This window comes from Stenotrophomonas sp. STEN063, assembly GCF_056854515.1.
Genome location: NZ_JBXFWF010000037.1, coordinates 1 through 14846, shown reverse-complemented (window position 1 = coordinate 14846; position 14846 = coordinate 1). Strand labels below are relative to the sequence as shown.

9 protein-coding genes are annotated in these 14846 nt (G+C 65.1%); 6 read left to right on the top strand and 3 right to left on the bottom strand.

What is annotated here, in order from left to right; all coding sequences use genetic code 11:
* The first annotated feature begins 1 nt into the window (after window position 1).
* Window positions 2-2476, top strand: a complete 2475-nt coding sequence (locus AC1VWL_RS11390) for a methyl-accepting chemotaxis protein (protein ID WP_482986755.1) — start codon at window positions 2-4, stop codon at window positions 2474-2476.
* 377 nt (window positions 2477-2853) lie between these two features.
* Here AC1VWL_RS11390 and AC1VWL_RS11385 read toward each other — a convergent pair whose 3' ends face one another.
* Window positions 2854-3519, bottom strand: a complete 666-nt coding sequence (locus AC1VWL_RS11385) for a response regulator transcription factor (RefSeq protein ID WP_057629262.1) — start codon at window positions 3517-3519, stop codon at window positions 2854-2856.
* 129 nt (window positions 3520-3648) lie between these two features.
* Window positions 3649-5592 (bottom strand): acetate--CoA ligase, encoded by a 1944-nt coding sequence (gene acs, locus AC1VWL_RS11380; RefSeq protein WP_282267499.1) that lies wholly within the window; start codon window positions 5590-5592, stop codon window positions 3649-3651.
* 239 nt (window positions 5593-5831) lie between these two features.
* Here acs and AC1VWL_RS11375 point away from each other — a divergent pair, with 239 nt between their 5' ends.
* The 5 genes from AC1VWL_RS11375 to bla all read left to right on the top strand — a co-directional run bounded on the left by AC1VWL_RS11375 (window position 5832) and on the right by bla (window position 13437).
* On the top strand, window positions 5832-7265 hold the full coding sequence (locus AC1VWL_RS11375; protein ID WP_481534295.1) for a DcaP family trimeric outer membrane transporter: 1434 nt from the start codon (window positions 5832-5834) through the stop codon (window positions 7263-7265).
* A 151-nt stretch (window positions 7266-7416) separates the two neighbouring features.
* The gene (locus AC1VWL_RS11370) at window positions 7417-7734 is read left to right on the top strand and encodes a DUF485 domain-containing protein (protein WP_303748235.1); all 318 of its coding nucleotides are present in this window, start codon (window positions 7417-7419) and stop codon (window positions 7732-7734) included.
* Window positions 7731-9452, top strand: coding sequence for a cation acetate symporter (locus tag AC1VWL_RS11365; protein ID WP_303748236.1), 1722 nt, complete (start codon window positions 7731-7733; stop codon window positions 9450-9452). Before AC1VWL_RS11370 ends, AC1VWL_RS11365 begins: the two co-directional genes overlap by 4 nt.
* 175 nt (window positions 9453-9627) lie before the next feature.
* Complete coding sequence (locus tag AC1VWL_RS11360; RefSeq protein ID WP_482986754.1) at window positions 9628-12348, top strand: TonB-dependent receptor domain-containing protein; 2721 nt, start codon at window positions 9628-9630, stop codon at window positions 12346-12348.
* 57 nt (window positions 12349-12405) lie between these two features.
* Complete coding sequence (bla, locus tag AC1VWL_RS11355; protein ID WP_482986753.1) at window positions 12406-13437, top strand: class A beta-lactamase; 1032 nt, start codon at window positions 12406-12408, stop codon at window positions 13435-13437.
* Between the two features lie 14 nt (window positions 13438-13451).
* On the opposite strand, the gene AC1VWL_RS11350 is transcribed toward bla, so the two are convergent.
* A complete protein-coding gene (locus AC1VWL_RS11350) occupies window positions 13452-14546 on the bottom strand; it encodes a helix-turn-helix transcriptional regulator (protein WP_482986752.1) in 1095 nt (364 codons plus the stop codon).
* Window positions 14547-14846 lie beyond the last annotated feature (300 nt).

The window sequence follows — 14846 nt, the reverse complement described above, 5'->3', positions numbered from 1 at the left end:
CATGAAGTTCCCCCTTGGTATCGCCCAGAAACTGCGTCTGAGCCTGCTGGCGCTGGTGGTCGGCCTGCTCGTCATCGGCTCGGCCTATGCCTGGCTCAGTGTTGGCATGCGCGGTGCCGACCAGCGGCTGCAGAGTTACCAGCAGGATGCGGCGCAGTTGGAGGCGCTGGTGGCTGCGTTTGCCGAGGCGCGCCGCGCCCAGGCCGAGTATGCCATGTCGTTCTCGGCCGTCGCCGGGCAGGCGTTTGTGGGCGCCAATGGCCGCCTGCAGGAGCTGCTGGCCACGGACAGGAAGGGCGCTGCTTGGGAGCAGGCATTGCGCGCGCCGCTGCTTGAATATGTCCAGTCCGGTCAGGCACTGGATCAGCGCATCACCGAACTTGGCCACGATGCCGACAGCGGCATGCAGGGCCAGCTGCGCAACGCCGTGCACGAAGTGGAGAACCTGATCGGCGAGCATCCCGATGCAGCGTTGCAGGTGTCGATGTTGACCATGCGCCGCTACGAGAAGGACTTCATCCTGCGCCGTGAGCAGAAATACGCGGACGAACTGGGTGCGCAGGTGATGCCCTTCGAGCTGCTGCTGCAGGCAGCGCGCATGCCGGACGGCAGCAAGCAGCAGGTGCGCGATGCGATGCAGCGCTACCAGGAGGCATTCCTGTCCTATGCAGCGGCGCGCTACGGGGCCGACAGCGAGACCCAGGCGATGGACGACCTTGCCGCCAAGGCCTTGCCGGTGCTGACCCGCTTGCAGCAGGCACAGCGTGCCAGCCTGGCCAAGCAACGCGACGAACAGGCCGCGGCGCGGCGTTGGATGGATGCCGCCTTCGCTGCCACCGTGCTGGTGGTGGGCTTGTTGCTGGTCAGTCTGCTGCTGTTGCTGTTGCGAGCGGTGGAACGGCCGCTGGCCGACGCGGCAGCGTTCGCCCGCGCCATTGCCGACGATGATCTGGACGGCCAATTGGTGGTGCGCAACGCGCATGACGAGATTGGTCGGTTGGCGGCGGCGCTGATGCAGATGCAGTCCAGCCTGCGCGAGCGCATTGCCGGCGAGCGCCTGGCGGCGGGTGCCAACCAGCGGGTACGGCAGGCATTGGACGTGGCCAGCGCTGCGGTGCTGGTGACGGATGCCGCAGGCCGCGTGGTCTATGCCAATTCGGCGTTGCAGCAGGCCTTCGCCGAGGCCGGGATCGAAGGAGCGGCCGAGGTGGGCAGCGAGGTGGCCGAACTCGGGCCGGCAGTTGCCGCACTCATGCGGGCCGCCTTCGAGCAGAGCGTGGCGATGGATGCGGAGGTGGAGCTGGGCAACAGCGGCTTCCTGCTGCGGGCCAGCCCGGTGCTGGAAGCTGATCGGGTACTTGGCCTGGTGATGGAATGGCAGGACCGACGGCTTGAGCGGGTGATCGTCAACGAAGTGGCCGCGGTGGTCGCGGCGGCGACCGCCGGTGACCTGCAGGGACGCATCGTGCTGGCCGACAAGCAGGGCTTCGTGCTGCAGCTGGGCGAGCGCATCAACTCCCTGCTGGACAGCGTGCAGGCGCAGGTGGGGGATGCAACGCGGGTGATCGGCCACTTCGCCCACGGTGACCTGAGTGCGCGCATGCGCGGCGACGGCCAGGGCATCTACGCACGCCTGCGGCAAGGGCTGGAGGAGGCCATGCAGCAGGTCGGCGGCATCGTCGCCCGCATCCAGCAGTCGGCGGGCAGCGTGCAGGCAGCGGTGGGCGACATGGCCAGTGGCACCGCCGATCTGTCCGGGCGCGTGGAACAGCAGGTGGGTGACGTGCAGGAGGCGTTGCAGCGGGTGCGTTCGGTGGCCGGTGAGGCGCGCGAGAATGCCGGCAGTGCGCGCGAGAGCGCGCTGGTGTCGGCGCAGGCCAGCGACGCGGCCGAACGCGGGCGCCAGGCCACGGCGGCCGCGATCACTGGCATGGACCAGCTGCGGGCGTCCTCACGCCACATCCGCGAGATCGTCGCCACCGTCGACAGCCTGTCGTTCCAGACCAATCTGCTGGCACTGAACGCTGCGGTCGAGGCCGCGCGGGCCGGCAGCCACGGGCGTGGCTTCGCGGTGGTGGCCAACGAGGTGCGGCAGCTGGCGCAGCGCTCGGCGGAGGCGTCCAAGCAGATCCGCGGCCTGATCGACGCATCGCTGCGGCAGGTGGAGGAAGGCGCGCGGCTGGCTGACAGTAGCGGAGCGGCGATGCAGGACATTGGTGGTCGGGTGGCGCAGGTGGCCAGCGCGCTGGAGCGGATCGATGCAGGCTCGGCGCGACAGGTCAGCGCGGTGGATGATGTAGAGCGCCTGTTGCGGCGTATCGGTGAAGGCACCCGCCAGAGTGGCGAGGTCGCACGCGCCTCATCGCATGCCGCGCAGGCGATGCGCGAGCAGACGCAGGAGCTGGCCGCAGCGGCGGAAGTGTTCGTGGTCGATGCGACGGCGGCAGCGGATCCGGAGCTGCAGCGTTCGGCATGAGCTCCAGCTCCCTCCCTTGCGCAACGCGCAGGGGAGGGTTGGGGAGGGTTGGGGAGGGGCGCTGTTCGCGGGCAAGCCAGGCAACGCGTAAAAGCAACAGCTAAAGCTACCCCCTCCCAACCTCCCCCTTGGCTACGCCAAAGGGGAGGGGCAGCAGCTCCCTCCCTTGCGCAACGCGCAGGGGAGGGTTGGGGAGGGGGCTGTTCGCGGGCAAGCCAGACAACGCGTAGAAGCAACAACCAACGCTCCCCCTCCCAACCTCCCCCTTGGCTGCGCCAAAGGGGAGGGGCCAGGCTCCCTCCCTTGCGCAACGCGCAGGGGAGGGTTGGGGAGGGGGGGCTTTTAGCGCTCAGCCGCAGGCAAGTGCCGGCAGCAACTCAATCTTCTTCCGGCGGCAACACGATGGCGTCGTCGTCGATCGCCAGCTTGCCGGCCATCAGCACCGCCTGGGTGCGGTTGGTGACGCCGAGCTTGCGCAGGATGGCGGTGACGTGGGCCTTGATGGTGGCCTCGGAAACGCCCAGGTCATAGGCGATCTGCTTGTTCAGCCGGCCCACGCCGAGCATCTGCAGCACGCGGAACTGTTGCGGGGTCAGTTCGCGCAGGCGCTGGCCGACTTCGCGTTCCTCATTCGGGGTCGGGGGCACGTTATGTGCCTCGGCCGGTGCCCAGCGCTCGCCATCGAGGATGGTGCCCAGCGCATGGCCGATGGTGTCCGAATCGGCGGATTTTGGAATGAAGCCAAATGCGCCATGGTCCAGTGCGCGTCGCATCACCGTCGCTTCTTCGCGTGCGGACACCACCACGATGGGCAGCTGCGGATGCAGCGAACGCAGGTGCACCAGCGCATTGAAGCCTTGTGCGCCGGGCATGTTGAGGTCCATCAGCACCAGGTCGGCATCGGGGTGTTGTTCGGCCAGTGCGTACAGTGCTTCGACGCTGTCGGCCTCCATCAGCTGCACGCCGGGGATGACGCGTTGCACCGCGCCCTTGAGGGCTTCGCGGAACAGCGGATGGTCATCGGCAATGAGGAGGGTAGGCATATGCGATCCAATGCTGAAGTAAGGGGCGTGACGCCCTTCCGGTGAAACAGGATACCGGCTGCGACGCTGATCCACGCCCTCCACATGGACCGACAGCCGGGGCACCGTGGTGCCCCGGGCTTGTAACGCTTAGCGGACCTTGCGCTCTTCCACCAGCGATGCGACCACCGATGGATCAGCCAGCGTTGAGGTGTCACCGAGCTGGTCCGGCGCGTTCTCGGCGATCTTGCGCAGGATGCGGCGCATGATCTTGCCCGAGCGGGTCTTGGGCAGGCCCGGTGCCCACTGCAGGTGATCAGGTGCGGCGATCGGGCCGATTTCCTTGCGCACCCATGCCACCAGTTCCTTGAGCAGCTCGTCGGTCTGCGCTTCGCCGGCAATCAGGGTGACATAGGCATAGATGCCCTGGCCCTTGATGTCGTGCGGGAAGCCGACCACGGCCGCTTCGGCCACCTTCGGGTGCGAGACCAGCGCGCTTTCCACCTCGGCCGTGCCGATGCGGTGACCGGACACGTTCATCACGTCATCGACGCGACCGGTGATCCAGTAATAGCCGTCTTCATCGCGACGGCAACCGTCACCGGTGAAGTAGCTGCCCGGGTAGGTGCGGAAATAGGTATCGATGAAACGCTGGTGGTCACCGTAGACGGTACGCATCTGGCCCGGCCAGGAATCGCGGATGATCAGGTTGCCTTCGGTGGCGCCTTCCAGCGGCTCGCCGTCGGCACTGACCAGCGCCGGCTGCACGCCGAAGAATGGCAGCGTTGCCGAGCCAGGCTTGAGGTCGGTTGCACCCGGCAGCGGCGAAATCAGGATGCCGCCGGTTTCGGTCTGCCACCAGGTATCCACGATCGGGCAGCGTGCATCGCCGACCACGTCGTAATACCAGCGCCAGGCTTCCGGATTGATCGGCTCACCGACGCTGCCGAGCAGGCGCAGGCTCTTGCGCGAGGTGCGCTTCACCGGCTCCTCGCCATCGCGCATCAGCGCACGGATGGCGGTGGGCGCGGTGTAGAAGATGGTGACCTGGTGCTTGTCGATCACTTCCCAGAAACGCGAGGTGTTCGGGTAGTTCGGCACGCCTTCGAACATCACCGAGGTGGCGCCGTTGGCCAGCGGGCCGTAGACGATGTAGCTGTGGCCGGTGACCCAGCCGACGTCGGCGGTGCACCAGTAGATGTCGTCCTCGCGCAGGTCGAACACCGCTTCATGGGTGTAGGCCGCGTACAGCAGGTAACCGCCGGTGGTGTGCAGCACGCCCTTGGGCTTGCCGGTGGAGCCGGAGGTGTAGAGGATGAACAGCGGATCTTCGGCGTTCATGCGCTCGGGTTCGCACTCGGCCGGCTGGGTGTCCACCACATCGTGGAACCAGCGGTCACGCGGCGCCTGCATGTCGACCGCACCACCGGTGTGGCGTACGACCAGCACGGTTTCCACGGTATTGGTGCCGGGCAGCTTCAGCGCGGCATCGACATTGGCCTTCAACGGCACCTTCTTGCCACCACGCAGGCCTTCGTCGGCGGTGATGATCAGCTTGCTGGCGCAGTCGCCGACGCGGTCGGCGATGGAGTTGGCGGCAAAGCCACCGAACACCACCGAGTGGATCGCACCGACGCGGGCGCAGGCCAGCATCGCCACCGCGGCATCGACGATCATCGGCAGGTAGATGGTGACTCGGTCACCCTTCTTGATGCCGAGGTTGCGCAGTGCATTGCCCAGGCGGCAGACGCGCTGGTGCAGTTCGCGGTAGGTGACCTTCTGCGCCGGGCTGTCCGGGCCATCGGCCTCGAACAGGATGGCGGTCTTGTCACCGCGCGTGGCCAGCTGCCGGTCAAGGCAGTTGACGCTGACATTGAGTTCGCCGTCCTCGAACCACTTGATGCGGAAATCGTCGAGCTGGTAGCTGACGTTCTTGATCTTGGTCGGCTTCTTGTACCAGTCCAGGCGTTCGGCGGCCTTGGCCCAGAACGCATCGGGGTTTTCGACCGATTCGCGGTACAGCTGCTGGTACGTGTTCTTGTCGATCCGTGCCTTCTCGGCAAACGCGGAATCAACGGGATATACATCAGTCATGGCAACCCTCACCTTTGCACTTGTAACCAATGAATGAGCCCTGTCGTGGGACAGGGCCGGGACACCCCAAGTGTGCCGCATCCACCCCACCTCGCGCTGCATCTTCTGTTAGACGATGGTCGAACAGACGTCTGCTTACGACTAATGGCGAATAGCCGGCCGCTGCCATCGCCGCGCACGCTGGCTGCGACCGTGCAACCGGCGCGGACCGTTCGCCAGCCTGGAGAGAGGCAGCCCCAATGAATCGAAACATCCTGAAAACGGCCCGCCGGCCACTTGCCGCTGCCCTGTTCGTCGCGCTGGTCGCGCCGGGCATGGCCTTCGCCGAGACCGCAAAAGAGAAGGCGCTGGAAGCACGCGTTGCTGATCTTGAGCGGCAGGTGCAGCTGCTGTTGTCCACCCAGCAACAACAGCAGGGCGCGATTGCCCAGACCCAGAGTGAAGTGGTGCAGGTGCGCACTGCACAGGCCGAGCGTGCTGCTGCACCGGCGGTGCCGGCAGGCAAGCAGCCAATTCAGCTGACCAGCATCACCCCGGGCGCCGCGCCGGGCACCACCTTCAAGGTCGGTGGCTTCATCAAGGCCGATTTCCTCGCCACCCGTACCGGCGACGGCCAGCTGGCCGACGATGCCACCGGCCGCGCGCTGTATCTGCCGGGCCAGACGCCGGTGCATGGCGCCGGTGGTTCGGGCAAGGCCTCGGACGTGGACTACAACGCCCATGCTAAGTTCTCGCGCTTCAACCTGGGCGTGGACCATGTCGCCGAGAACGGCGACAAGGCCGGCGCGATGGTGGAGATGGATTTCTTCGGCAACTCGCTGGGCAACCAGACCGCGACCAACACCTATGGCGTCACCCTGCGCCACGCCTACATGTACTGGAACAAGTGGTTGGCCGGCCAGACCTGGTCCAACTTCATGGACGCGGCCTCGATTCCGGAAGCAGCTGACTTCGTCGGTCCCACCGATGGCGTGGTGTTCGTGCGCCAGGCGCAGATCCGTTACACCAATGGCGGCCTGAGTGTTGCGCTGGAAAACCCGGAAACCACCACGCTTACCGGCACCTTCAACCCGGTCACCAACAAGTGGAACGTGCCGGCGGTTGCCAACTCCGACCGTGGCTCGATGCCTGACCTGACCGTGCGTTACGGTTGGAAGGGCGACTGGGGCACCTTCGGCGTCGCCGGCCTGGTGCGTCAGCTCAAGCTCGACAACCAGACCACCGGTGCCGATGCCAGCAAGGTGGCCGGCGGTATCACCCTCGGCGGCAAGTGGCTGATGGGCGATGCCGATACCCTGCATTACCAGCTGACCGGTGGCGAAGGCATTTCGCGCTACATCGGCTTGGGCATCACCGCCGACAGCGGCTATGACGCGATCCGTGATGAGATTGATCCGACCGGCGTGGTTGCCGGCTATGTCGGCTGGCGCCATGCCTTCAGCCCGAAGCTGCGCACCAACCTGATCTACGCACGCAGCGACTACGACAACAACGCGTCCATCACCGGTGACCTGGTCACCAAGAGCGTGCAGTCGATCCGCGGCAACATCTTCTACACGCCGATGCCCAAGGTCGATGTCGGTGCCGAGTTGATGTACGGCGTGCGCGAGATCGAGAACGGCAAGAAGGGCGATATCAGCCGCCTGCAGTTCACCACCAAGTACAGCTTCTGACCCATCCGGTGCCGGCGGTGCAGTGCCGCCGGTACCGCGTCTGAAAATGTAGTACGCCTAATCTCCCTACCCCCACGGGGAGCACTCATGTGACCGTCACGGCATCTCCGCATGCCATGGCGTTCGTATTCCCAACGCCTGGAGAATTCCGATGAATGCTTCCGTCGATCCCCGTGTAGAGCGGATCGCCTCCAACCCGAAATACCAACGGTTGCGCAGCTCGCGCAACAAGCTGGGTTGGTTCCTGACCATCCTGATGCTGCTGGGGTATTACGGCTATATCGGCCTGATTGCCTTCGACAAGGCCTTCCTGGCCACCCCGATAGGTGCCGGCAAGATCACCACGGTCGGCATTCCGATCGCCTTGGGTTTGATGGTGTTCACCATCGTCATCACTGGCTTCTACGTGCGTCGTGCCAACAAGGAATTCGACAAGTTGACCGAAGAGATCGTGGAGGAAGCGAAATGAACCACTCCTTCCTGCGAACCGGCGCGCTGCTCGGTCTGCTGATCGCCAGTGGTGCGGCCATGGCCGCCGGTGGCGACATCGGCCAGACCGTGCGCCAGCCGACCAACTGGACCGCGATCATCATGTTCGCGACCTTCGTGGTGTTCACGCTTGGCATCACCAAGTGGGCCGCAGGCCGCACCAAGTCGGCGTCCGACTTCTACACCGCCGGTGGTGGCATCACCGGTTTCCAGAACGGTCTGGCCATCGCTGGTGATTACATGTCGGCGGCCTCGTTCCTCGGCATCACCGCCGCAGTGATGACCAATGGTTACGACGGCCTGATCTACGCATTGGGCTTCCTCGTCGGTTGGCCGATCCTGACCTTCCTGATGGCAGAACGCCTGCGTAACCTCGGCCGCTTCACCTTCGCCGACGTCGCCGGCTACCGCTTCCAGGCCAAGCCCATCCGCATGTTCGCGGCATCGGGCACGCTGGTCGTGGTGCTGTTCTACCTGATCGCACAGATGGTTGGTGCCGGTGCGCTGATCAAGCTGCTGTTCGGCCTGGACTACTGGATCGCAGTGGCGCTGGTCGGCGTGCTGATGATGGTCTACGTGCTGTTCGGCGGCATGACTGCCACCACCTGGGTGCAGATCATCAAGGCCTGCCTGTTGCTGTCGGGCGTGACCTTCATGGCCGTGATGGTGATGTGGCACTTCAACTTCAGCTTCGAGGCGCTGTTCACCGAGGCGGTGCGGGTCAAGACCCAGATCGCAGCCAACGGCGGCAAGAGTGCGGAGGAAGCGGCCAGTACCGGCTTGGCGATAATGGGGCCTGGTGGCTTCGTCAAGGATCCGATCTCGGCAATCTCGTTCGGCATGGCACTGATGTTCGGTACCGCCGGCCTGCCGCACATCCTGATGCGCTTCTTCACCGTTCCCGATGCAAAGCAGGCACGCAAGTCGGTGCTGTGGGCAACCACCTGGATCGGCTACTTCTACATCCTGATCTTCATCATCGGCTTCGGTGCCATCGCGCTGGTGCTGACCAATCCGGAGTATGCGGACCCGGTCACCGGTACCATCCAGGGCGGCCCGAACATGGCAGCCGTGCTGGTCGGCAAGGCCGTCGGCGGCAATATGTTCATGGGCTTCATCTCGGCCGTGGCGTTCGCCACCATCCTGGCCGTGGTCGCTGGCCTGACGCTGTCCGGTGCATCGGCGGTGTCGCATGACCTGTATGCCACCGTGTTCAAGAAGGGCAACCCGGCACCGGGCTCGGAGCTGCGTGTGTCGCGCGTCACCACCCTGGCGTTGGGCGTGATCGCAGTGCTGCTGGGTATCGTGTTCGAGAAGCAGAACGTGGCCTTCATGGTGTCGCTGGCCTTCGCCATCGCCGCCTCGGCCAACTTCCCGGTGCTGATCCTGTCGCTGCTGTGGAAGGACTGCACCACCCGCGGCGCGGTGATTGGTGGTTCGCTGGGCCTGGCCTCGTCGCTGATCCTGACCCTGCTGTCGCCGTCGGTATGGGTGGACACGCTGGGCAATGCGGCCGGCAGTGCGCCGTTCCCGTACACCAGCCCGGCGCTGTTCTCGATGACGATTGCCTTCGTCAGCATCTGGTTCTTCTCGATCACCGACAAGAGCAAGAACGCACAGGCCGAGCGTGCCGCTTACCCGGCACAGGAAGTGCGCGCCGAGACCGGCATTGGTGCGAGCAAGGCTTCGTCGCACTAAGCATTGGTAACGTTTGAAACAACGGCCAGCCCTGTGCTGGCCGTTGTCGTTTGAGCGGTTGGTATCGGGGTTTTCCCTGATGCGGGGCGGGAAGGTGGCTTCCTAAGATGCGGAGAGGGGAGAGTCCGCATTGCCAGGTCAGCAGTTCCACTTCCAGCCTTCTGCGAGGAACCGTATGCCGTGCCGTATCGCCAGAACCACGTTGTCCACGGGCATCGCCCTGATCATCGCCGGCAGCCTGCCCAGCGCCTTCGCCCAATCGACCGATGCCAAACCTGAGCAGACCACCGACAAGGTGGTGGATATCGGTAGCGTCAACGTCACCGCATCCGGCTCGCGCATCGATCGGCCGGGCTTCAACGCGCCGACGCCGACGGTGAAGGTGACGCCGGAGGACCTGCAGCTCTCCACCCACACCAATATCGCTGCCGCGCTCAACGACCTGCCGCAGTTCCGTGGCACGGTGTCGCCGCAGACCCATACCACCGGCGTGGACGCGGCACGGGCGCCGGTCGACCTGCGTGGCCTCGGCGTCAGCCGCACCCTGGTGCTGCTGGACGGGCGGCGCTTCTCCAGCGACAACGACCTGGCCAGTATTCCTTCGATCCTGATCAGCGGCGTGGACGTGGTTACCGGCGGTGCCTCCGCCGCCTGGGGCTCGGGCGCGGTTGCAGGCGTGGTCAACGTGCAGCTGGACAGCCAGCTGGTCGGCACAAAGATCGACGTGCAGGGCGGTATGTCCTCGCGCTCGGACAACCAGAAGCAGTACGTCTCGGCCGCTACCGGCTTCGAGATCGCACAGGGCCGCGGCCACATCGTCATCGGCGGCGAGGCCTTGAACAACGACGGCATTCTGCCCAAATCATCGCGGTCATGGCTGGGCCGCACCGCGCAGCTGTCCAATGGCGACGGCACGTTCACGATGAAAGACAACGTGGGTTACGGCAATGCCGCGATCGGTGGCTTGATCACCACCGGTGTGCTGGCCGGGCAGGCCTTCAATCCGGATGGCAGCCTGCGGCCGTTCCCGGGCTATACCGGTGCGTCGCTGATCCAGGGCGGCGAAAGCCCGAGCAATGACGACATCAGTTCGCTGATGACGCCGCAGCGCCGCTACAACGTGTTGGGCAGGTTGTCGTGGAACCTCACCGACAACACCAGCCTGACCATGGACGTCCGCCACTCGCGCAGCTGGAACCGCTTCCCATGGTTCGGCGACCACAACCGTGGCACCGGCCTGAAGATCAGTGTGGACAACGCCTTCCTGCCCACAGCCGTGCGTGATGCATTGCTGGCCGCAGGCGAAACCAGCTTTGGGCTTGGTCGCTTCAACAGTGACTTTGCCTTTCCCGATATCGATTACGACCGCCGCACCACCCAGTTCACCGCGGCGCTGGATGGCGTGGTCGGCGACAACTGGCGCTGGAGCGGCTACTACAGCCGCGGCGACAACCAGTCCGATCTGGCCGCGCCAGGTTTCCTGCTGACCAGCAACTACCGCGATTCGGTGGATGCGGTGATCGATCCGCTCAGCGGCAAGCCGGTCTGCCGGGTGACGCTGACCAACCCCAACTCCGGTTGCGTGCCGATCAACCTGATCGGCCATGGCGCACCCTCGGCCGAGGCGGCTGCCTATGTCACCGGTACGCCCAGGCGCATGACCAATACCAAGCTTGATGCAGCCGGGCTGGATCTGCGTGGCGAACCGTTCTCGCTGCCGGCCGGTGAGGTGTCGGTGGCGATGGGGCTGGAAGCGCGCAAGGAACAGATCGACCAGAAGGTGGGCGCACAGGACCTGACCAAGTCGTTCAGTACCTGGAGTTCCTCGCCGATGGCCGGCAGCTTCCAGGTTCGCGAAGCCTTCGCCGAAGTGGCCGCACCGCTGCTGCGCGACATGCCGGTGCTGCGTGACCTGCAGGTCAATGCGGCAGCGCGCTTCAGCGACTACAACAGCTCCGGCGCGATCTGGTCGTGGAAGTACGGCATGACCAACGAATTCTTTGATGGTTTCCGTGGTCGCTTCACCCGTTCGCGCGATATCCGCTCGGCCAACCTGTCGGAGATGTACACCACCAGCACCACCGGCTGGTCGACCATCAGCGATCCACTGACCGGCACCTCGATCAGCGCCCTGGTGATTGGCGGCGGCAATCCGTTGCTGGATCCGGAGAAGGCCGACACCTTGACCGCCGGCTTCACCTGGGCGCCGGCCGGCGTGCCGGGGCTGATCATGTCGGTGGATTACTTCGACATCGAGATCAAGGACGTGATCACCCAGGTGTCGGCACAGGAAACCGTGCTGCGCTGTATCGCCGGCAACCAGGCCATGTGCGGGCGCATCCAGCGCGATGGCAACGGCGAGATCGAGCGTATCAACTCCAACTACGTCAACCTGGCCGAGTACCGCACCAACGGTGTCGACCTGGACCTGCTCTACACCCTGCCGGCGGCGAAGTTGTTCCCGGCGATGTCGGGCAATTTCCACACCCGCGTGCTGGCGACCTGGACCGACAATCTCACCACCTACGACGGCAAGAACACCTTCGAGTACGTGACCTCGCAGGGCCTCACCGGCGGCTCCGGTGTGCCACGCTGGCGTGCGAACGCGACCTTCGGCTGGCGTGGTGACCGCTACGGTGCGCAGGCGCGGGCGCGTTACATTTCCGCCGGTGTCTACAACAACCAGCTGGTGCTGACGAACGGCAACATCCCGTCCTATGTGTACTGGGATGTGGGTGGCAAGGCGCGCTTCGCGCTGGCCGGCGACAACGAAGTCGAGGTCTACGCCGACATCAGCAACCTGTTCGACAAGAAGTCCCCCTTGGGTGCGGTCGGCTCGCCTTATTACGATGTGGTCGGCCGTTACTTCACGCTTGGCGCGCGCATGCGTTTCTAGGGATGATGACTGCCGCTCAGCGATGGGCGGCAGTGTTCCGTTTGCAGAGGACTCCATATGTACCAGCACCACCGCCGTTGCTCCCCATCGCGTCCACGCCCGCGTGCGTTGTTCGTCGCGCCGCTGTTGGCATGCATGCTGCTGCCGGCAATGGCCGCCACCAAACCTCCATCCAGCCAGGGCCTGCAGGTCGAAGCGCAACGGCTTGCCGCACAACTGCCAGGCCAGCTCGGCGCGGCCATCGTCCATCTGGAAAGTGGTCGCAGCGTCTATCTCGATGCCGACCGGGCCTTCCCCATGGCCAGCACCATGAAGGTGCCGGTGGCCGTGCACATCCTCAAGCTGGTGGACGAAGGCAAGCTCACGCTGCAACAGCAGGTGACGCTGGACCAAGATGATGTCTATCCGGAAATGGGCGGGCCCATGGACCTGCACCTGAGCGCCGGTTCGGCCATCACCGTGCGTGATCTGCTGCATATGATGATCACGGTCAGTGACAACAACGCCACCGACATCCTGATCCGTCTTGGCGGTGGCACCACGGCGGTGAATGCACGCATGCAGGCACTGGGCATCAGTGGCATGCGGGTGGATCGCTATATCTGGGAGTTGCTGGCCAACTATCGCGGCAATGGGGCTTCGCAAGCGAAGCCGCTGGGCCCGGCGGCCTATGCCGAGCTGTCGCGCAGTGAGCGCAGCGAGGAGCTGCGGCGCGGCCACACCAATGCCTGGAACGAAGATCCGCGCGACACCAGTACTGCCCGCGCGATGGCCACCCTGTTGCAGAAGGTCTGGCGTGGCGAGGTGCTGCAGCCAGGTTCGACCAAGCTGCTGCAGGACATCATGCTCGACACCCGCACCGGCAGCGCCCGCCTGCGAGGCATGTTGCCGAAGGAAACCCCGGTGGCGCACAAGACTGGCACGGTTGGGGATGTGATCAACGATGTTGGCGTGATCACGTTGCCGGGTGGACGCGGCCACGCCATCGTCACCGTATTCGTGCAATCACGCGCCAGCAGCGAGGACCGCGACGCGGCAATCGCGCAGCTGGCGCGTGCCGCGCATGACTACTTCCTGTTCGTGCCTTGAGTTGTTGCGCCTGCTCAGCCGGGGACGCTGAGCAGGCGCACCAGCTGCGCACGATGGCCAACATCGAGCTTGCGGTAGATGGCGCTGATCTGGCTTTCGATGGTCTTGCGCGAGCGCCGCAGGTGATTGGCGATCTCGTCATTGCGCATGCCATCCAGGACCAGTTCGGCGACGCGGGTTTCGGTGGGCGAGAGCCTGGACCACATCGGCCGGGTCACCACGGGCGTCGCCGTTGCCAACGATTGCAATGGCGTCAGCCGCAGCAGATACATCGGATAGAGGCCGTCCGCCTGCAAGCGACCCTGCAGGCCGATCCGCAACTGTGCCGCCGGCAGGTCCAACGCTTCCCGTGGAAGCTCAGCATCGCCGACCTGGCTCGCCTGGTGCAGCCAGCCGCGCAATGCCGAAGCCACGCTGTCGGGGAAGCGCAGGCGCTTGCCGGCTTCGTCCAGCCAGCCCGCGCACAACAGCTGCGCGGCAGGCGACAGGCTGATCAGGTGCAGCTCATGGTCGAGGATGATGTCGGCTTGGCTTTGTCGGTCGAGCAGCGCCTGGTAGATGCTGCGACGTTCATGCCGCATCGAACGCACGCGCTGCAGGCCAGCGGCCATCAGCTGATGCAGTTCGCCGAGGAACTGCTGGTGGGCGTCGGTGATCTGCTCTTGGCCGGCCTGCATGCGGATGCTCAACACCGCCTCCAGGCCTTCACCGCGCCAGAACGCCATGTGGATGAATTCGTTCCAGCCGGGCGCGGGATTCTGCGCGCGTAGCCGCAGCCGGGCCTGCGCGTCGGTGGAAGCGATCTGCGACAGCGTGTACCAGTCGACGCGCGGGTTGCGCTGCAGATAGGGTGCGGCAACCTCAAGGCTGCGCAGCGGGCGTGCGCTGCCAGCCGCACTGGCACCGAGGAAATGCAGGCTGCGCTGTGGTTGGTAGGTACCGTTGATGTCGTACATCAAGGTGCACGAGTGGCAGGGCAGGTGTTGGTTGATCAGATCCACGCAGGCGCGCCACAGCGAATGCAGGTCCAGTGCCTGCAGCAGGCCACGCTTGGCCTGCACAGGGCAGGCGTCGGGGTTCACTGCTATGTCGTGTTCGCGTCCCAGCATGGTGCGGCATGCCCTCGAAATGAATCGTAGCGCCGCGGGCCACTGCGATCGCCGTGTTCGTCTGCCACGCTGCTACGGGCCGAACCTGTGTGAACTCTTCTAGCACCCACTGCGCAGCGCAGGCAAGCGCAGGGGCCGCCTTGCGCATGGTGAAAGCTGGAAGTGGGCTTTGCTTCAAAGGTTCGCTACCAGCAAAGGGCACCCCTCCCCAACCCTCCCCTGCGCGTTGCGCAAGGGAGGGGGCAAAAGCGGCGTGCACGGGGGGCTGACAGGTCACGTGCTTCGCTCCCTCCCTTGCGC

What these genes read in the sequence shown, in the direction of transcription:
- AC1VWL_RS11370 (WP_303748235.1), top strand. Translation starts at nt 7,417, where the DNA reads ATGAATGCTTCCGTCGATCCCCGTGTAGAGCGGATCGCCTCCAACCCG.
- AC1VWL_RS11360 (WP_482986754.1), top strand. Translation starts at nt 9,628, where the DNA reads ATGCCGTGCCGTATCGCCAGAACCACGTTGTCCACGGGCATCGCCCTG.
- acs (WP_282267499.1), bottom strand. Translation starts at nt 5,592, where the DNA reads ATGACTGATGTATATCCCGTTGATTCCGCGTTTGCCGAGAAGGCACGG.
- AC1VWL_RS11375 (WP_481534295.1), top strand. Translation starts at nt 5,832, where the DNA reads ATGAATCGAAACATCCTGAAAACGGCCCGCCGGCCACTTGCCGCTGCC.
- AC1VWL_RS11350 (WP_482986752.1), bottom strand. Translation starts at nt 14,546, where the DNA reads ATGCTGGGACGCGAACACGACATAGCAGTGAACCCCGACGCCTGCCCT.
- AC1VWL_RS11365 (WP_303748236.1), top strand. Translation starts at nt 7,731, where the DNA reads ATGAACCACTCCTTCCTGCGAACCGGCGCGCTGCTCGGTCTGCTGATC.
- AC1VWL_RS11390 (WP_482986755.1), top strand. Translation starts at nt 2, where the DNA reads ATGAAGTTCCCCCTTGGTATCGCCCAGAAACTGCGTCTGAGCCTGCTG.
- AC1VWL_RS11385 (WP_057629262.1), bottom strand. Translation starts at nt 3,519, where the DNA reads ATGCCTACCCTCCTCATTGCCGATGACCATCCGCTGTTCCGCGAAGCC.
- bla (WP_482986753.1), top strand. Translation starts at nt 12,406, where the DNA reads ATGTACCAGCACCACCGCCGTTGCTCCCCATCGCGTCCACGCCCGCGT.